General features: G+C 34.1%; 16 protein-coding genes and 1 tRNA gene. 16 read left to right on the forward strand and 1 reads right to left on the reverse strand.

Translation table 11 applies throughout. The features are described from left to right. Positions 1–197 precede the first annotated feature (197 nt). A tRNA-Ala gene (locus ACKU4N_RS19270) sits at positions 198–271 on the forward strand. A gap of 851 nt (positions 272–1,122) precedes the next feature. Here ACKU4N_RS19270 and ACKU4N_RS19275 read toward each other — a convergent pair. After that, positions 1,123–2,385, reverse strand: a complete 1,263-nt coding sequence (locus tag ACKU4N_RS19275; protein WP_321319207.1) for a hypothetical protein — start codon at positions 2,383–2,385, stop codon at positions 1,123–1,125. Positions 2,386–3,376: 991 nt separating this feature from the next. Here ACKU4N_RS19275 and ACKU4N_RS19280 point away from each other — a divergent pair. The 15 genes from ACKU4N_RS19280 to ACKU4N_RS19350 all read left to right on the forward strand — a co-directional run bounded on the left by ACKU4N_RS19280 (position 3,377) and on the right by ACKU4N_RS19350 (position 20,765). Continuing rightward, on the forward strand, positions 3,377–4,927 hold the full coding sequence (locus ACKU4N_RS19280) for a type I restriction-modification system subunit M (protein WP_321319209.1): 1,551 nt from the start codon (positions 3,377–3,379) through the stop codon (positions 4,925–4,927). Then, positions 4,917–6,290 carry a restriction endonuclease subunit S gene (locus tag ACKU4N_RS19285; RefSeq protein WP_321319211.1) on the forward strand — a complete coding sequence of 458 codons (1,374 nt, stop codon included), beginning with the start codon at positions 4,917–4,919 and terminating at the stop codon, positions 6,288–6,290. The genes ACKU4N_RS19280 and ACKU4N_RS19285 overlap by 11 nt, the downstream gene beginning before the upstream one ends. Positions 6,291–6,311: 21 nt before the next feature. Then, positions 6,312–7,484 (forward strand): Thoeris type III anti-phage system protein ThcB4, encoded by a 1,173-nt coding sequence (locus tag ACKU4N_RS19290; RefSeq protein WP_321319214.1) that lies wholly within the window; start codon positions 6,312–6,314, stop codon positions 7,482–7,484. After that, positions 7,466–8,062 carry a Thoeris type III anti-phage system protein ThcA gene (locus ACKU4N_RS19295; RefSeq protein ID WP_321319216.1) on the forward strand — a complete coding sequence of 199 codons (597 nt, stop codon included), beginning with the start codon at positions 7,466–7,468 and terminating at the stop codon, positions 8,060–8,062. Before ACKU4N_RS19290 ends, ACKU4N_RS19295 begins: the two co-directional genes overlap by 19 nt. Before the next feature lie 4 nt (positions 8,063–8,066). Then, positions 8,067–8,765, forward strand: coding sequence for a TIR domain-containing protein (locus ACKU4N_RS19300; RefSeq protein WP_321319218.1), 699 nt, complete (start codon positions 8,067–8,069; stop codon positions 8,763–8,765). A gap of 2 nt (positions 8,766–8,767) precedes the next feature. Beyond that, positions 8,768–9,349, forward strand: a complete 582-nt coding sequence (locus ACKU4N_RS19305) for a toll/interleukin-1 receptor domain-containing protein (RefSeq protein WP_321319221.1) — start codon at positions 8,768–8,770, stop codon at positions 9,347–9,349. 47 nt (positions 9,350–9,396) lie between these two features. Further along, on the forward strand, positions 9,397–12,570 hold the full coding sequence (locus ACKU4N_RS19310) for a P-loop NTPase fold protein (RefSeq protein ID WP_321319223.1): 3,174 nt from the start codon (positions 9,397–9,399) through the stop codon (positions 12,568–12,570). A 29-nt stretch (positions 12,571–12,599) separates the two neighbouring features. Beyond that, a complete protein-coding gene (locus ACKU4N_RS19315; RefSeq protein WP_321319225.1) occupies positions 12,600–13,124 on the forward strand; it encodes a hypothetical protein in 525 nt (174 codons plus the stop codon). 46 nt (positions 13,125–13,170) lie between these two features. Continuing rightward, the gene (locus ACKU4N_RS19320) at positions 13,171–13,725 is read left to right on the forward strand and encodes a hypothetical protein (RefSeq protein WP_321319226.1); all 555 of its coding nucleotides are present in this window, start codon (positions 13,171–13,173) and stop codon (positions 13,723–13,725) included. Between the two features lie 39 nt (positions 13,726–13,764). After that, positions 13,765–14,118, forward strand: coding sequence for a hypothetical protein (locus ACKU4N_RS19325; protein WP_321319228.1), 354 nt, complete (start codon positions 13,765–13,767; stop codon positions 14,116–14,118). A 134-nt stretch (positions 14,119–14,252) separates the two neighbouring features. Next, positions 14,253–14,978 (forward strand): DUF6088 family protein, encoded by a 726-nt coding sequence (locus ACKU4N_RS19330; RefSeq protein ID WP_321319229.1) that lies wholly within the window; start codon positions 14,253–14,255, stop codon positions 14,976–14,978. Beyond that, the gene (locus tag ACKU4N_RS19335) at positions 14,975–15,967 is read left to right on the forward strand and encodes a nucleotidyl transferase AbiEii/AbiGii toxin family protein (protein WP_321319233.1); all 993 of its coding nucleotides are present in this window, start codon (positions 14,975–14,977) and stop codon (positions 15,965–15,967) included. Before ACKU4N_RS19330 ends, ACKU4N_RS19335 begins: the two co-directional genes overlap by 4 nt. 63 nt (positions 15,968–16,030) lie before the next feature. Continuing rightward, entirely contained in the window at positions 16,031–19,255 is a 3,225-nt protein-coding gene (locus ACKU4N_RS19340) for a type I restriction endonuclease subunit R (protein WP_321319235.1), read from the forward strand. 198 nt (positions 19,256–19,453) lie between these two features. Further along, positions 19,454–19,861 (forward strand): hypothetical protein, encoded by a 408-nt coding sequence (locus ACKU4N_RS19345; protein ID WP_321319237.1) that lies wholly within the window; start codon positions 19,454–19,456, stop codon positions 19,859–19,861. Between the two features lie 115 nt (positions 19,862–19,976). Beyond that, positions 19,977–20,765, forward strand: a complete 789-nt coding sequence (locus tag ACKU4N_RS19350) for a LytS family sensor histidine kinase (RefSeq protein ID WP_321319239.1) — start codon at positions 19,977–19,979, stop codon at positions 20,763–20,765. Positions 20,766–20,769 lie beyond the last annotated feature (4 nt).

Here is a 20,769-nt window from a genome sequence, read left to right on the forward strand (position 1 = left end):
GCCACCAATCAATTGTCTATTGACAAACAATTGTTCGAACTAAAATAGATTCTTCACTCTTTTATCCTTACGTATAAAATTAAAAAATGTTTTAATTTCACAAAAATCATCCTACTTATATTTTGAGATGTATAATTTTCATCTATATTTGCACTCCGATAGGGAGTATGAAGTATATCACTTCATCATAAAATCATGGGGGATTAGCTCAGTTGGCTAGAGCGTTTGACTGGCAGTCAAAAGGTCACCGGTTCGATTCCGGTATTCTCCACTTTGAAAATTAGGCGTTTAGGGGCTTCCACCCTTGGCGCTTTTTTTTTGAGTACTAACAAAAACACTAACATTTGAAGTCTTAATTTATAGACTATCTATTAAAAAATAGTACTCAGGAAATCTAGCATACATGAGAAAATAGCTCATTCCATCTAAAAAAAGTTTCAAGTATATCGTAAATTTTGTCGGGTTTTCACGAAAGCTTCAAGTATACCGTGAACTTTCCGATGATTTTGGATGATGTTATTCCTTAAATAATTTCTACACTATATAAGTATTTCGATTTTCCGTGTAAACCTGTAAACCTAATGCGCTACAATTTGCATATCAACACCTTACGGTTTACATTCAAGGTTTACAGGGTTTACACCACTTGCTAACTGTTTGATTTACAATCCTCCTTGGTTTACACTATTTCAAATTATTTGTATAAAATTCTCATACTCCTCCCTTTATAATTAGTTACAACTTTAAGATACCTGAAACTATTAAGGATTCGTATACACCAAACATATCTAAATAAGAAGGTGATTTACATCATTTATATAACTCGAAAAAGGGCTCATCACCACAGAAAATACTCATTCTCACGAGGTGTAATTAACTGATATTGTTGACACCAACTCTCATACACTAAAAATAATACGACCACATAAACTAAATTTAATACGTTTATAGCTAGTTGAATATTCATATTTAAAATAGTTCCTAAAATATATTAACACACTTCTATACCAACAGAATCTCCCCATGATAACTCATCATGAACATTAGAGTCATTTATACCTTCAAGTAATTCATCTAGACTGTACATAGCTTTTTTCTTTTATTAAAATCACTCCCAAATATCTATTCAAATGGAGGTAAATCATCAAATCCTTCAACAATATTCTTTATACTCCTAAATTCTTTGTCCTCTTCTTGTTTATCAGTCTTAGGAATCTCTCTATTATCATTTTTAAATTGAAAAGTAGCAGGACACTCATAAAATCCAGCTTGATCAATTTGCAAAAAGAGATTAAAGAAAACTTCACTTATTGTAGAACGTGTTGTATTTCTGTTTCTGCTATATTTTCTAACATTCCAACCATTACTTATTGCACTTTCCGATTGCTTAAGAGTAGAGACTACACTTTTATGCAAGGTCTCTCTTCCGCTCCAATGATTTTTCGTTTGATTGTAGGTCCCTGTTTTTAGGCAACTAAAAAACATACAATAAAACTGGCTGACCGAGAAATTTTTCAGTATTTCTCTAATATGTTCTAAATGCTTATCGGTATACCAATAATTTATGCCAATATCTTCTACCATACAAATCACATATTCCAAACATTCGTGCGATGCTATTTTTTTCCAAACCTCCCTTAGCTGTTCTTCTGATATCTTTCCACATTGAGGATAATATAGACTTTTCCATATTTCTGTCTCATCCAACCTATCATCAGCGACATTCAAAGTATAATGGCAGATAAACAAATCGATATTATCTAAGTCCGATTCTGATTCAATCGTTTCGTTATAATATTCAGGTATGGAAACCATGGATATAAGAGAAGCAGTAATTAAAAAATTTATAATTTCTTGATCGAAATACTTATTCGGTGACAACTTAAAAGAACTATTATGGAAACTGATATCCGAAAAAGAACTCTCCGTATCGGCTGCTCTAACAAAAGCAGAAAGGTAAATCAACTCCTCATTATTAATATCAGCCAAAAATCTTTTAGCCTTTGGTGGACCAAACCGACTCTTTAGTAAGCCAAAAACTTTTTGAGTCCTTTTTTCCTGTTCTAAGCGTTCTGCCTCTTTACAATTATCACATTTGCAAGTCCATGAGTTTTTGTGCCCACACTCAGGACAAAAGGGATCTCTGGAATAAGAACTTGGTTTCGACCTATGTACCCAAAGTGGTTTAGTGCAGTAAACACAATTCACACTTGTAATTTTTGGAGGTAATAGTTTTAGCAAACCCGAATTGTAGGTGTCTATTTCAAACTCTTTTATTAAACTCTTATTGCTTTCTCCAGCTTCGTATCTGCAACAAAGTTCATTGATTTGTTCTTGAGAAAGGTGAGATAATTTCTCGTGGATTGTTAAGGATATTGATTTCATATAATTTTGGGTTAGAAGTCACTTCCATCCCAAAATAAAAAGAGGCATGTCCCCTATTCCATTATGCCAAAGATAGGTACGACCAAGCACCCCAAACCAGCACAACGAAACAAGGGAACACACCATATCCTGGTGCGTTCACTCGTCCATCTCTCTGGTTTTTTAAAATTGGTCGTTTTATCTTTAGAGAAACTTCAGTAACGCAATATTTTCTATATGTAAAGGTATCTAAATACCTTTATTCAACAAGGTGGAGCTTCTTATATTTATTGTTTCTACGATACCAGCTGTGCCAGCAACACCATATTTGCCAGCACAGCCATACTTACTGGCTATCCCATACGCACCAGCTTTCTCATCTTAATTTCAGGAAACTCATTTTTATTTTTTCTTTGGAATAAAAAAGTCTGCGATCGGCTAAAACACATCATAAGCAACTGATTGAAAGCTTTATAAATAACAATTAAGGAATCTGCAAACGAGTCGGCAATCGTTTTTACAATTACAGCTAAAAAAAAACCAACAACATTAAAGTTGATTGGGGTGATTCTTATTCAGAAAGTTACTTAGTACTTGTTTTTGGAGGATTATTCCCTCTTCCATCACCTGAAAGTTTTCCTGTCGTGCTTGGGCCATTATTTAGTCTTGGCTTTGAACTTGAAATTTACTTTATTAAAAATCCCTTTTTCTTTCTTATTTTTTAGCGAAACCTAAAGTAAACAAGAAGCAATTTAATATCATAATTTCCATCGAAAATGCTTTACTCACCATATCGTATGGTGCATATGGCAATGCCATACTCACAACAACTTATGACAGTGCCATAAATCACTCAAAACATTGAAACACAAAACAATTCATATTTATATTCTAAAATCATGTTGTATTATTTTTCAGTTGGAGCAAACTTGGCAGGTTTGGCAGAGCCTTTTTTGTTTCAATTTACTTACCTTGCAAAGTCCAAATTAAAATAAACAATAAGATATTATAGATGGCCAAAAAGAACGGAAATGGAAAGAGTATGGAAGAAACCCTATGGGATTCGGCCAATAAATTGAGGGGAACGGTAGAGTCGTCGGAATACAAACATGTTGTGTTGAGTTTGATATTCCTGAAGTTTGCCAGTGATAAGTTTGAAGAGCGAAGAAAAGAATTGATTGCTGACGGACAGGAAAAGTTTCTGGAAATGGTAGAATTCTACACCATGAAAAATGTCTTCTTTTTACCGGAACAAGCTCGTTGGTCGTATGTAATCAATCATGCCAAGCAAGATGATATTGCCATTATAATAGACACAGCCTTATCTACTATTGAAAAGAACAATGCCACATTGAAAGGTGCTTTGCCTGACAACTATTTCTCACGTTTGGGATTGGATGGCAGTAAGCTTTCTACCCTTTTGGATACCATAAACAACATAGATACCATAGCCGATAAAGAAGAAGATGTAGTTGGCCGTGTGTATGAATATTTTTTGGGGAAATTTGCAGCCGCCGAAGGAAAAGGCGGAGGAGAATTCTACACGCCTAAATGTATTGTAAATCTGTTGGCAGAAATGTTGGAGCCTTACAAAGGAAAAATCTACGATCCTTGTTGCGGTTCGGGAGGGATGTTTGTGCAATCCATCAAATTTGTAGAGAGCCACAACGGGAACACTAAGGACATTTCTATTTACGGACAAGAATATACTGCAACCACCTACAAGTTGGCAAAAATGAATTTGGCCATTCGTGGTATTTCCGGCAACTTAGGTGATGTACCTGCCGATACCTTTTTTAAGGATCAGCACCCCGATTTAAAGGCTGATTTTATTATGGCAAACCCTCCTTTTAACCAAAGCGACTGGAGAGCAGCAAGCGAATTGACGGCTGATCCTCGTTGGAATGGATACGAGACTCCTCCAACTGGTAACGCCAACTACGCATGGATTATGCACATGCTTTCGAAACTATCGGAAAACGGAACAGCAGGTTTTGTTTTGGCCAATGGCTCTATGAGTTCGAACACCAGTGGTGAAGGTGAAATTCGAAAGAAATTTGTAGAAAACGATTTGGTAGATTGCATGATTTCCCTACCTGGCCAGTTGTTTTACACCACACAAATACCGGTTTGCCTTTGGTTCTTAACTAAAAACAAAAAAGAAGATAAAGAGCATGGCTACCGAAACCGGAAAGGCGAAACCCTTTTTATTGATGCCCGAAACATGGGGACAATGATTGACCGTACCCATAAAGAGTTGACAGTTGAAGATTTAGCTGAAATTACCCGAACCTACCATGCTTGGAGAGGTGAAGAAAAAGATGGCAAATACGAAGACAAAGCCGGATACTGCAAAGCTGCCAACAAAGAAGAAATTGCCAAACACGATTACGTGCTAACACCTGGTCGTTATGTAGGAGCCGCCGAAATTGAAGACGATGGTATACCTTTCGAAACCAAAATGACAGAACTAACCACAACTCTTTACCAACAAATGATGGAATCAGAAAAATTGGATGCTATGATTCGTAAAAACATGGAGGTTATAGGGTATGGAGAGTAAGAGGAAAGATTATATATTGGATGATGTTATCAAAATGCAGACAACAAAAGTTGATTCTGACTTAATAAATATTGAAAACTACATCTCTACCGAAAATATGCTTCCTTACAAAGGTGGTATTAAACAAGCTTCAGGTTTACCTGAGCAGGACAAGTATCTCCAATTTAAAAAAGGGGATATATTATTCTCAAATATTCGAACCTATTTTCGTAAAGTTTGGAAAGCCTCTTTTGATGGTGGAGCTTCAAATGATGTAATTGTATTTAGAACAAAAGATGAACATGTATTAGATCAATCATTCCTTTATCATTTATTGGCAGATGAAAGATTCATTGAGTTCACTGTTACTACCGCAAAAGGCACAAAGATGCCACGTGGAGATAAGTCTGCAATGAAAACTTATGAATTTTCCTTACCCATTGATATTAAGGAACAAAAACGGATCGCCCACATTCTTGGTTCATTGGATGACAAAATAGAACTCAACTGGCAAATGAACCAAACTTTGGAGCAAATGGCACAAGCTCTGTTTAAAAGCTGGTTTATTGATTTTGACCCGGTAATTGATAATGCCCTAGCTGCAGGGAATCCAATACCCGATGAACTGCAAGCAAAAGCAGAACAACGCAAGGCTTTAGGCAAGGATAGAAAAGCTTTGCCGGAAGAAATTCAGAGACTTTTTCCCGATGAATTTGAGTATAGTGAGGAGTTGGAGAAGTGGATTCCTAAGGGGTGGAGAGTAGAACCATTGTCAACATTTATAAATGTTAAGCACGGTTATGCATTTAAAGGAGAATTCTTTTCTGCTGAACCAACAGATAATATTCTATTAACTCCGGGAAATGTCAAAGTTGGTGGAGGTTTTAAAAGTGATAAATACAAATATTACAAAGGTGAAATCCCAGAAGATTATATACTAAAAAAGGATGATCTGATTATAACTATGACAGATCTAAGTAAAGAAGGAGATACACTTGGGTTTCCTGCATTTGTACCTGAAATTAAAAACGATGTCTTTCTTCATAATCAACGACTAGGGAAGGTAGAATTTAAAAATACAAAACTTAATAAATCATTTTTGTACTATAGTTTATGTGTTCCAAGATATCGACATGAAATTCTTGGTTCGGCCTCAGGTACAACAGTAAAACATACCGCACCAAGTAAAATATTAGCACATAAGATCCTATTTTCAAATGCAATCCTACTGGATGTTTTTGAAAAACAATGCAGCAGTTTCTTTTCAAAAATGCAGCAAAATGAAATGAACAATATTCAATTAACCAAGCTAAGAGATACTCTTTTGCCTAGGCTGATATCGGGGGAAGTGAGAGTTCCTGATGTTGAGAAGATAATTAAATAAAATCAGTAGAAATAATCTAACATGAGATATAAATATCAATTAATACTAATAGGTACAAAAACAGATCTGTTTGATCGATTTTTAAACCTTTTCTTTGAAAAAACTAAAGAACTTAGCCTTCTAAAAGATGCATTCTCTGTTATTACCGAAGAAAACTTCGATGGAGAATATAAATCCTACCAACCAGCATTTACAATTTATTTTGGAGATGAAAAAAGTGAATTCGTAAGTCTAAGTCTTATTGATATCTTATTGAATGATGGCAGAATGATTCTTCCTATTTATTATGAAGAAAATTCATTCTCCAAACATATTCCACCGGTACTTTTTAACCAAAATGGCCTGCTATACGATGTAACTAAAGATATTAAGGTCGTCAATTTGGCATTAGAGGCTTTTAAACTTTTAAGAAGTACTCGAAAAGTATTTGTAAGTTATAAAAGAAGTGAATCTTCATCAGTCGCAATTCAGCTATATGAGGAATTGGAAAAAAACAATTTTGATGTTTTCCTAGATACTCACTCTATTAAACAAGGTGAACCTTTTCAAGACGAATTGTGGCATAGGATGACTGACTGTGATGTAATAGTTCTATTAAATACCAAAGGCTTCTTGAATAGTCATTGGTGTAAAGAAGAGTTGGCAGAAGCCTCTGCAAAACAAATTGGTGTTATTCAATTGGTATGGCCTGGTCATACATTGGATAGTACAGCACACGTAAGCTTTCCTTTTCATTTGACTGAAGATGATTTTAAGTTAAAAATATTTAATGATAATAGCACTTCTAAACTACAGGAAACTTTTGTTGAAAAATTGATAGAACAAGTTGAATCTGTTCGTGCTAGAAATTTAAGATCAAGACAAGATAATCTGATAACAGAATTTACAAACTTAGGAAAGAAAAAAGGAAAAAACCTTAATCTTCAACCTCATAGATTTATCACAGAAGACTTAGGAGAAAATAAACGAAGGATATTTATTCCATTAGTCGGGATTCCACAATCTATTAACTGTAACCAATCTGCAGAGTTGCAAAAGGAAATTAATGAATTTGAAGTTGAAAGTATTCATCTACTCTATGATGATATGCGAATTAGAGATAAGTGGATAAATCATTTAGATTGGTTAAATAAATATTTAGAAGTTAAAACAATAAAAAAACAGGAGTTCGAATCATGGCTACAAGCGAATTAAAAAACATCTTTCTTTCGGCAAGTATTCCTATTCAAGAAAGACATCAGAAATATATAAATACAGCAGATATCATTGCTATTCGAGATGCTGTTATTGCATTGGTAACAACAGTAATACCAGACCATCGATTAATTTGGGGAGGCCATCCGTCAATAACACCTCTAATTAACTATGTGATGGGAAAGTTAGATCTAGATATTCAAGAACATGTCAAATTGTATCAATCAAAATTCTTTGAACACCTTTTCCCAGAAGATAATAACAAATTTAAAAATATTGTTTTCACGGAAAACCTAGGGAAACCTGAAGAGAGCGTAGAGCTAATGCGGAATATAATGTTTTCCGAAAATGATTTTGCGGCAGCAGTTTTTATTGGTGGCATGGAAGGTATTGAGGATGAATATAAAATATTTAAAGATTATCATCCTGATGCATTACTATTACCAATTGCTAGTACTGGAGCTGCAACAAAAATTGTTTATGAAGATTTTTTGCAGACTCACCTGAAAGATGAACGTCTACTTAACGATTATGCTTATACGATGTTATTCAAAGAACTATTACTAAATAAAATTTAAGACCATGGGAAGAAAAGTTTTTGTTTCATACAAATATGCAGACTCCAAAGTTGAAGACCTAGATGTATATGAAGATAGAGAGGTCTTTGGAATGCTTACTAAAGTCAAAGTTACAACTACAGCACGACATTATGTCGATAAATTGTCTGAAGAACTAGAGAAAGATGATGAAATTTACAAAGGAGAAGATGATGATGAGAGCATGGAATCTCTAGCGGATTCAACTATTGCGTCTAAATTAGGCGATAAAATATTTGATAGTAGCGTGACAGTTGTTTTAGTTTCAAAAGGGATGAAAGAGGCACTTTCATCAGAAAATGAGCAATGGATTCCATGGGAAATATCCTATTCCTTAAAAGAGCAAAGTCGTAAAAACGTACGTAGTAAAACAAATGGTGTTATTGCTGTGGTATTACCTGATGAAACAGGAAGTTATGAATACTACATAACAAGAGATGAAGAGTGCAATTGTCGAACCTTAAAGACCGATTTTCTTTTTCAAATTTTGAGAGATAACATGTTTAATGTAAAAGAGCCTAACAAAAGACCATGTAACGGGTCAGATGTTTATTCTGGAGATTGTTCATATATCCAATCAGTTAAATGGGTAGATTTCATAAAAAATATTTCAAAATACAATGACAAAGCTATAGAATTGAGAGATAAAATCGGTGATTTTAACCCAACTAAAACAATTAAATAGATATGAGTTTATTTTCTGAATCTAAACTTAAAGGTTTTAGAAACAGTACAAGATATTACGCTGTTAATATAGAAGCTAGTCTTAGGGAATTTAAATCTGAATCTAAGTCATCAAAAACAACTGTATTTCTTTCTCACAAACATGATGAATTAGAACTTCTAGATGGTGCCGTTTCATTTCTTAAAAAAGAAGGTGTAAATGTATACGTCGATTGGATGGATGATGGAATGCCAAAATACACAAGTGGAGTTACTGCCTTGAGAATAAAGGAGAAAATCAAAGAAAACAGTAAATTTATACTGCTTGCATCAGAAGGGGCAATTAGTTCAAAATGGTGCAATTGGGAACTTGGTTTAGGAGATGCAGAAAGATACAAAGATGATATTGCTATTTTACCAGTATCAGGTGATTATTCGAGTTTTTCTGGTTCTGAATATCTTCAAATTTACCCATATATAGAGTACCAAAATGGGAATGCTAAATTCACTGATGGCACATCCATTTCAGAAGGATATTATGTGAGAAATCCAGCAAAGAATGGTAGTAGTACTATTGTGAAATTACAAGATTGGTTAAATAGATGAAAATTTAGTGTTTTTTTAATCGCATAAAACATAGAATAAGCGCAATCATGAAAAAAGAAATTAGCTACCCTACATTCCTTAATAACAGTCCAATTGGTAAAGACCAATTCGAAGGTCAATCGCAACAAACAATTGCCACATCCATAGCTGATCAATTAAAAGCTAATTCTTGTAAAATGATTGGCATAGATGGAGGTTGGGGAACTGGGAAAAGCAACTTGGTCATAATTGTAGAGAATCTTCTAAAGGTGGAAAATTCTGAAAACACCCAAAATTTTCACTTTTTCACTTATGATGCTTGGGGGCATCAGGAAGATATACAAAGACGCGCTATCCTTGAAGAGTTAACTGAAGATTTGACCACCAAACTCTCAAAGTTTGAATCAGATAAATGGAAAGATAAACTAAAAAATCTGCTTGCAAAAAATAAAGAAACAAACACCACAGCTAAGCCTAGTCTAAGTATCGGAATAATTATTTCTGTATTGGTTGTCGTTTTTACTCCAATCTTAAAAATTTTAACAGAGAAGATTGAAAGCCCGTACTTGAAAACTTTAATAGTGGCTATTCCTTTGCTATTCCTGATGGTGGTCTTTTTTAGAACTCTATACAAACTACCAAAAGAAAAGACAACTCGAAAGGAGCGTTATAAGCTTGCCCTGCAAAAGCTCTTTGAAATTTACCAAAAAGATAAAATAGAAAAAACCACCTACGAAACCATCTCTGAAGAAGAGCCATCTGTCAAGAAATTCCGTGACTGGATGAAAGAAATTGAGGAGGATCTTGGTAATGATAGATTAGTATTAGTTTTTGACAACATGGATCGATTACCACGTCTAAAAGTACAAGAACTTTGGTCCTCTATTCACGTATTTTTTGCCGAAACAGACTACAAAAACATTAATATTATTGTTCCATTTGATAGAGCCCACATCAGAACTGCATTTAAGGAAAATGGAGATCAAGACTGTTATGGTGATGATTACATAAATAAAACCTTTTCTGTCATTTATCGTGTTTCTCTTCCCATTTTATCAAACTGGAAAAACTACTTTAAAGAAAAATGGAATGATGCATTTGGCGAAATTGATCCTGAATTAAAACAAGTACTACAAATATACGACGCACTTACAGAAACAATAACACCCAGAGGTATTATTGCTTTTATTAATGAATTTGTATCCATTAAAATCCTTACAAAGGAAACGATACCCCACAAGTACATTGCATTATTTATACTTGGAAAAACAAAAATATTGGAAACCCCACTGAAGGAGATTATAACCCCAACCTATCTAAAAGGTTTATCTTTTATTTATGACGGTGATGAAGAAATGCAAAAATGTGTTACTGCATTAACCTATCAAATACCAGTGGATAATGCACTTCAAGTTGTTTATTCAAAAAAACTTAATGATGCATTAAGCAACTCTGAAATAGACACGATTCAACTTATCAGTCAAACTAAAGAGTTTGAAGATATCCTGTTAGCAATAATTCCAGATATAACAAATATTGAAAATGCTATACTGATGCTAAACAATATTAATTCAGAAGCATATGCAACGAAAGGAATGGAAAATGATATATGGGAACTTATTTATCGTAGATCAAAAGAAGTTCAGAACAATACACAAAAAATTAAAGATTTTCAGAAAGTACTTTTTAACAGAATCAAAGATAAATTAGGATACATTAGAAGTATTATATCTGTAATGACTGATTCAAACAAAAAATTCAATGCCACCGACTATTACAATAGCATTAATGAACTCATTAATCAAATTAAAGATAAACAATATGATATTGATCTTCTCAAAGAATTAGAACCTAAGGAAACCGATACTGAAGATTTTATCTCATTCATAGAAACTGCTAAGCATTCATATAAAAAGTATAAAGTTGTCACAGATGCTAACATGCTTGATGAGTCCTTAGCTTCTAAAAAAATAGATGAACTGAAGGCTATAAATTATGTCCGTTATATTTATGGTGATTATGAATTAGATTTATATCGAGGCAAAATAAAAGAATATATTCAATCGAATTCAGGAACTTTGGAGCATTTTAAGATTTTAATAAAACAATATAAAGAAGTATCTGATAAGTTTGATGTAGATATCCCTGATAGTACTATATACACACACTTTAATACCTTAACCAAGAACGATGATTTTTACTATGATCTTTTAGCAATGAGAATTGCGAAACAGAACAATTTTAATTCATCGTATACCAGTATTTTCAATACACTTCTTTCCTCAAATGATACAGATGACGTAATTAAATTAACCAACAAAATAAATTTTTACATTAATTATAGTGACTATTTAATAGGGTTAAAATTGTTTAGTGCGTACTCATTATACAAATCAGTTGCTAAAAAATTAACCGAAAACAATAACGGTAATCAAAAAGCAAACATTCTCACCCTTCTTAAAAATTTCCAGTTTATATGTGATTCTGCCGAAATTTCACACAAATCACTTATCACTAAGTTAGATGGCTGGCCACATACGCGAGTTAATGTTGAAAATATTAAAGAAAATGTATCCATAGATTTAATAGATCAAACATTAGAGGTAAATAATACATTAATTGACCATATCAGAGCAATTCTTACTGAGTACTTAAACTCAATTTCAGAAGAGCTTTGGAAAGATTATTTTAAAAGCCCAAGTTCTTACGAAGTAGAAATGGCACTGATGTTAAATTATAAATGGAATACAAATGCAATAAATGCTTTTAAATTCACATTGAAAGAGATTGCTATCGGTAATATCCCTATCCCAAACAAAGAGAATTGGGATAAAATCGTTAGTAGTATTGATAGCTCTGGCCGGAAACTCGTTGCAGTATTTAATGATGTACGAGATGTTTTTATATCAACTGCAGAAATGAGCCTTCCCCTATTTACTTTTTTTGGCAATTGGTTATTTAATTTCTCAACCCTTGATAAAAAGCAAGAATCACTTCGAAGAATACTACCAACTCTCCTGCTTAAGGACCAATATTGTAGAGATCTCATTTTCAAAAATAAGGATAAGTTACCTGAGATTATTTTAAAAGCTGGTGAAGATGAAGCATTTGATTTTAAAGAAGCATTAAAGGAAATGGCGATCACTTCCGAAGATGAAAACATTAAAGACATAGCTATATATCTGGGAGTTGAATTTCCTAAAGACGAACCACTAGAAGCAGAATCAACTTCTGCTAAATAATAAATAGTCTATATTTAAAATTGTATTCAATGAATACTCAAAAACAAAGCTTTCTCTACAACGAATTTTGGATCCTCACTTTTGGAGGTGCATTTCAACGGGCGAACATTTACAAACCCAATGTGGAAACTGAAAAACGGACAATATTTAGGATTGCACTTAAAAAATTTGTGTCAGAGCATATAATCCCTCAATATAAAACACCGGTTTGTGAAATATCTCATATCCTAAATTTAGAAGGTATTATAGCATTTTCAGAAAAATGGCATGAAATATTAAATAATGGAAAGTTGAATATTGGTGTCAGTCAAAAGCTACTAAATCTGATTCTGAAGTATTATTGGTGTTTGGGCGAAATTGCAATGCCTCCGCATTGTCCGGTTGATAGAATTATTCAAAGCAAAGGTCTAGAAGGTGAGACAATTAGTTGGACAACAATAGCGGATATAAATGTTTATCTCAATATCATCAACAAAATAAGGATGGAAGCTGAAAACAAGAACCAGACAATTGCAGAATGGGAGCTGGAAGTGTTTCAGAGAAATGAGAACTAAAAAAAATAATGATTTGTCAATTTTTTAACACAAATACAAACATATAATGAACACGAAAAGAAAGGTAATTTTAATAGCATTAATCGCATTAATGAGTCAGGTTGCTTTTGCCAAATCTAAAACACTCAAAGGATCTGTCATATCAGGAAAAGATACTATCCGGTGTGAAATTTTTGTTAAAACAGGATTCAAAAAGAGATTAGAACAAAATTATTTCACAAAGAAAGTTTCAATTTTAAAAGATGATGTTAAAACAAAATATAAGCCACATCAAATTGATGCATTTATAATTTCAAGTCCAACAGAAGGTGAATTAAAATTTGTTTCTCTATCTGGTGATAAACAAAACTTTTACAGGGAAATAATTAAAGGAAGAATTTCATATTACAATTTCTGTGCTACTATTGATTATACCACAAGCTATCTTCCTGTTGTGGTAAAAAATGATAAAATAATCTTTTTAAACGTTATGAATTCCAAACAGAGGCTAGCAAAATTACTAATTGATTATCCTGAATTACACTCAGATTGGATTAATAAATACTCCAACAAAGATAGAATAGAAGTAATCCGAAAATACAACAAGCATTTTCTTAAATAATCTCTTTTAACAGATAGTTAGTAAAAACACTCCTAAAAGATGTTCGAAACAGTAAACAGAAATGCCTTAATCATAAGACCCAAGCAAGCTTTATTGGATTGGGTAAATAGTATTTTTCCAGAAGATCCATTATCATCAGATGCTTTAGGTAAACATGACGATGCCAATGTCTATTTGATTCCGGAGATGGATTCTACGGAAGAATCTTTGCAATATTTGAAAGATAATTTTGAGTCTTTTTTAGAAGAGATTCTTTTTGATTGGTGCGAAGATGATGAACTATGGCCTAAAAATAGAAACTGGAAACTCTTTGAAGAATACCTGGATTATTCCATTCAGTCGGTTGTTAGGGATGTTGACAATAGTAGATTAGAGAAGGAAGAGTTGTGGTAGAGTCAGGTTTCTTGCGCAAAAAACCTGACATCTTAAAAAAGCAACAACAGTAGAACTGGAATGAAATTAAAAATGTCCAGTTTATTAATTAAAAAACTGGACATTTTATTATCTTTGGATAAAACAAACAAAACGTGAAAATATCTGAATACATAAGGATTAAGATCGACAAGTTCCCCAGGGGATATGTTTTCACCTACAATGATTTTATCACAGAGGTGAATAAAAAAGAAGCAATCATAAAAAGCTTGAATAGAATGGCTGCTTCAGGCAAAATAACAAAACTGGTAAAAGGTAAGTTCTATAAACCTGAAACAAGTGTATTTGGCACTCTTGCTCCAGATCAATACCAAATTGCAAAAGATCTATTAGAGAAAAACGATAAACTAATTGGTTATCTTACAGGTTATGGCATATACAATCAATTAGGCTTAACAACTCAAGTAAGTAACACCATACAAATTGGTCGTAACGAGCCAAAGCCTGCTATACAAAGAGGGATGTACAAAATTGCTTTTATCAAGCAAAAAAACACCATTACCAAGGAAAACATTCCTTTATTACAGTTATTGGATGCCATCCGCTTTATTAAAAAAATACCGGATTCGACAACAGACACAAACTGTAAACGGATAAAAATACATTTACAAAAGCTTTCTTCTGAGCGAACAGATACAATTGTTCGCTTAGCACTAAAGTATCCTCCATCAACAAGAGCTCTACTTGGCGCCATGCTAGATACAATTGGTGAAAAAGACAAAACTGAAAACTTATTAACAAGCTTGAATCCAATAAGTAAGTACAAGTTATCGGTTTCATATGACACACTTCCCTCGAAAGAAAACTGGAACATTTTATGAAGCTACACGAAAACAAACCACTTTTTACTGAAGCCATAAGAGTTACTGCTCAACAAAGAAAATTACCTGAAATCTTTGTTGAGAAAGATTACTGGGTAAGCCTTGCATTGCAAACAATTTACTCAAATGAAATAGGCAAAGAGGTCATATTTAAGGGCGGCACGGCTCTATCGAAATGTTTTGGCTTAATCGAACGATTTTCGGAGGATATTGATTTGGTACTTCTAAAAACGGAAGAGCAAAATCCAACTCAGTTTAAAAAGAAATTAAAGCAAATTACAACAATCGTATCTACTTCTATTCCTGAAGTGGACACCGACGGTATTACACACAAAGTGGGCATGATTCGAAAAACTGCCCATCAATTCGATAAGGTATTTACAAAAGGATATGGTCATGTAAGAGATATTATTGTTGTAGAAGCAACCTGGTTGGGACATCACGAGCCATACCTAAAAAAAATGGTCTGCTCTTACATTTATGAGATGATGGCAAATACCGGACAAATTGAAATGGCTAAAACCTATAATCTATTGCCATTTGAGGTATTGGTATTGGATGTAAAAAGAACATTATGTGAAAAAATTATGAGTTTGGCTCGTTTCTCACATACCGAAAATCCAATAACTGATTTAGGCAATAAAATAAGACATACTTATGACATTCATAAAATACTATCAAATACAGATTTAAATGATTTTTTCTATTCAAATCAATTTGATGAATTATTGTTGAAAGTGGCTAATGATGATATTACAAGTTTTAAAAACAATAATAATTGGCTTCAGTTTCATCCAAAAGAAGCTCTCATTTTCAAAAATCCAACAAAAATTTGGGATCAGATAAAATCAAATTACAATGACAGTTTCAAAGCCTTGGTATTTGGCATTTTACCACCTGACACTGAAATATTGGGACGAATTATTGAAGTAAGTAAAAGATTAGAAGCAATTGAATGGACCATAAATCCAAACTCAGAAAGTAACTAGGTGATCATGACCAAGTAGTTGGTCCAAGTTTGTAAAATCAATGTACAAATAGAAGATATTGAGATGAAATTTACCGAAGAAAAACTGGAACAAGCTTTTATTGAGCTCCTGGAGCAGGAGAATATACCGCATGTTTTGGGAGCAGCTATTAAAAGAGCTCCTGAAGAAGTGCTGATAAAAGAAGATCTGAAAGCTTATTTACTGCAAAAGTACATGGCAGAAGAGCTAAGTGTTTCGGAGGTAGATTTGATTATTCGCGATCTGGAAAAACTCCCCTCTTCTGATTTATACGAGAGCAATAAAGCCATCATGAAAATGGTGAGCGATGGATTTGTTTTTAAACGAGAGGACCGAAGTAAAAAGGATTTGTACATTCAGCTAATTGATTATCCCACACTTGTTATTTCAGCAAATAATGTTCTGGTAACAAATCAGGAGCCCATGGCTGCCGATAAGCAGGCAAAATATAAACGTAAATCGGACCGGAACATTTACAAAATTGTTAATCAACTTGAGATTGAAGGCTACCAAAAACGCATTCCCGATGGTATTTTGTACATCAATGGATTGCCAATGGTGGTTTTTGAATTCAAATCGGCCATTCGTCCCGAAGCTACAATTCACGATGCGTACATACAACTAACAACTCGTTATCATAGAGATATTCCTGAACTGTTTAAATACAATGCCTTTTGTGTGATCAGCGATGGTGTAAACAACAAGGCCGGTTCCTTTTTTGCTCCTTATGAATTTTTCTATGCCTGGCGCAAAATAGAAGGGAACGAAACAGAGGTAGACGGAATTAGCTCGATGTTCTCGATGATTAAAGGGATGTTTCAAAAGGAACGCTTGTGCGATATTATTCACAACTTTGTTTACCTGCCGGATGCCTCTAAAAAGGACGAAAAAATTCTTTGCCGATATCCTCAATACTACGCAGCCAGAAAACTGTACGAAAACATCAAGATTCACCAACGTCCGAATGGTGATGGAAAAGGTGGGACCTATTTTGGAGCCACTGGCTGCGGAAAAAGTTTCACCATGCTTTTCCTGACTCGCTTGCTGATGAAAAGCAAGTACTTTGCGAGTCCTACCATTGTTCTGATTACGGACCGAACCGACTTGGACGATCAGCTGTCTGGCCAATTCACCAGTGCCAAAAATTACATTGGAGACAATAAAGTGATTAGTGTAGAAAGTCGTGCTGATTTACGAAAGGAACTACAAGGACGAAACTCTGGAGGTGTATTTTTAACTACCATCCATAAGTTTACAGAAGACACTCAATTGCTAACCGATAGGACCAATGTAATTTGTATATCGGACGAAGCGCATCGTAGCCAAACCAACCTGGACCAGAAACTACGAATTACCGAAAATGGCGTTACAAAAACCTATGGGTTTGCAAAATATTTACATGACTCCTTGCCAAATGCAACTTACGTTGGATTTACCGGAACTCCGGTTGATGCAACCTTGGATGTATTCGGTGAAGTGGTTGATGCCTACACCATGACCGAATCGGTAAAAGATGAAATTACCGTACGAATTGTTTACGAAGGTCGCGCAGCCAAAGTATTGCTAAACAATTCAGCACTTCAGCAAATTGAGGAATACTACAGCGAATGTGCCGAAGAAGGAGCTAACGATTATCAGATAGAAGAAAGCAAGAAGGCTGCAACCAATATGAATACTATTATTGGTGATCCGGATCGATTGAAAGCATTGGCCGAAGATTTCGTAAAACATTACGAAAAACGCGTAACCGAAGGTTCTACCGTTAAAGGGAAAGCCATGTTTGTGTGCAGCAGCAGACAAATTGCCTATGAATTTTACAAAAATGTTATTTCGCTACGTCCTGAATGGGCCGAAGTATTAACCTGCGAAACGGGAAGCCAATTAACCGATAATGAAAAGAAGGAAATCAAACCCATGGAGCGTGTAAAAATGATCATGACTCGTGGTAAGGATGACCCGAAAGAATTATATGAATTATTGGGAAGTAAGGAGTACCGAAAAGAACTGGACCGACAATTCAAAAATGGTAAATCGAACTTTAAAATTGCCATTGTTGTGGACATGTGGCTAACCGGTTTCGATGTTCCTTTTTTGGATACCATTTACATCGATAAACCCATTCAGCGACACAACCTGATTCAAACCATTTCTCGTGTTAACAGAAAATTCGAAGGTAAAAACAAGGGCTTGGTTGTCGATTACATTGGCATTAAAAAGCAAATGAACCTGGCATTGGCACATTACAACAAAGCCGACAGTCAGAATTTCGAAGATATTGAACAATCGGTTGTTGTAGTTAAAGATCACTTGGATCTTCTTGCCAAAATCTTTTACAAGTTTGATACCTCAAAATATTTTAAAGGATCGACTTTAGAGCAATTGAATGCTCTGAATATGGCAGCTGAATATGTGCAAATCACTCAGGAAATTGAAAAACGATTCATGTATTTAGTGAAGCGACTAAAAGCGGCTTACGATATTTGCTCTGGTAGTGAAAAGCTGGACGAGATTGAACGGGACCACATTCACTTTTATATGGCCGTGCGATCCATTGTTTTTAAACTAACCAAAGGAAATGCTCCCGACACAGCACAGATGAATGCCAAGGTTCGTGAAATGATTAAGGAAGCACTATTAAGTGATGGTGTTGAAGAGATTTTCAAACTTGGTGATAAGAATGAAAGCCAAACTGATATTTTCGAGGATGATTATCTGGCCAAAATTGAAAAGATAAAACTCCCGAACACAAAAATTAAGTTGTTACAGCAATTACTGGCCAAAGCCATTCAGGATTTTAAAAAGGTTAACAAAATTAAGGGAATAGACTTTTCTAAAAAAATGTCTGATTTGGTAAGTAAATACAATGAACGAAACGAAGATGATGTGTTGCGAAGTGAAGTCTTAGAGGATTTCACCGACGAAATTATCGACCTCTATCATGCTCTGAGAAAGGAAAAAGAATCTTTCAATGAAATGGGTATTGACTTCGAAGAAAAAGCCTTCTACGACATTTTAAAAGCTCTGGCTCATAAATACGACTTCAATTATCCTGAAGACAAATTGATCGAATTAGCAAAAAAGGTAAAAGACGTTGTAGACGACAAAGCCAAATACACAGACTGGAGCAAACGAGACGATATTAAAGCCGAACTAAAGGTTGGCTTAATCATCCTATTAGCTGAGAACGACTACCCTCCTGTCGATCGTGACGAAGTGTATAAGGAAATTTTTGAGCAGGCGGAAAATTTTAAGAAGTATCAAGAGATATAGAATTTTGTAATTGAAATAAACATGAAAACATACTTTTCCAATCTAATTCCAAAGCTACTTTCTTACAGTAAGAAATTGGATAGTTCATCTCTTCTTACCAATCACCATTGGACCGTTATAGATGAGAGTTTGACTGAAAAAACGGTTTTTATTTTTCGGCCTAAAGACAATCAACTTTTGATCTCCTGAAATGGAAAGGTGGAAAAAGGAATCTGGGAATTAGTTGATCACAACACCTTACTTATAGACACTAAAACAGAATCTAGAATGTTTAAGCATGGCTTTGCTGATGATTCTGTATTGGCCTTAAAAGTAGATGGGAAAACTGAATATGCATTTCTAGTAGATGAAAATATTGTTCCTGAATCGGCTAAAACACTTGACGGCTTATTTACATTCCTAGAGAATAAATATGTGAATTTTAAGGAGAAAGAGTCATCTAAGATTATGGATAAATCTCACATAGATATTGAAGCTCCAGTCCTCACACAGGATCATACTGAAAGAAATACTGATGATAATGATGAAGGACTATCAAACGCAAAGACCTTTTTAATTGTATTATTTATCATCATAGCGCTAATAGTTGTCTATGCTAATAACTAATTGTTCATCTTCCTAATAATAGGGATAAAATACACAAAAAAGATTCGAGGGAGCAGCGAATTTTAAGAAGTATAGGCAGGTGTAGAAAAACTAAAGTAGATAATTTGAATTTTTCATGAACAAAAAAGAAAAAATATTACTGGGTACTACGGCACTATTAGGAACAGCTTTGGGGATTTCAATACACAAGAACATCCAACAACAAAAGAATTTAAATGAGACTAAAAACTCATGTAATCACCTATTAGAGAAAATCAATAGGCAAGAAGCAGAACTTCTTCAAAAAAGAGGAAACATGCACTTCGTAAAAAATTGTCTGGGAATTATAAAAAGTTTTGCAGAAGATGCGGAAGAGTCAGAAAATGCGGAAGAACGCCTAAATAATATTGTTACCGCCAATCAAAATACAATTCAGTCTATAGATTTAATAAAACCTTTACTCGAGCACCTGACCTATGCAACCAATAATATTAGCTCCAATTTATTCGAAGAATTGAAGCATTTAAAGGTATTTATGAGGTTTGTGAAAATCAGATCTGAGAATAATTGCGAAATAAAATACACTCTTAATGACAATGTTAAGCCCTATATAAAGTACAATATTTGTTGTTGTATTCTAACTGAATTACTGGAAAACGCTTTCAAACACAGCTATTTATCTGCTGATAACAATACAATATCAATTGATATAAAAATGGCTGATGATGACTATATGTTGTATAAGGTTTCCAATCCAATATATCAGTCTAAAACAATTCATGATTCGTCTTCGCCAGGAGGTATGGGTATCAATAACATTAAAGAGAGGCTTTCTCTATATTATCAGAACATGTTCGAGATCTCATCCGAAGAAAAAAATGGCAGGTATGAATGTAAGCTGATTGTTAAACTTTTAAAAAAGTAAGATA

This window comes from Labilibaculum sp., from assembly GCF_963664555.1.
GTDB lineage: Bacteria > Bacteroidota > Bacteroidia > Bacteroidales > Marinifilaceae > Labilibaculum.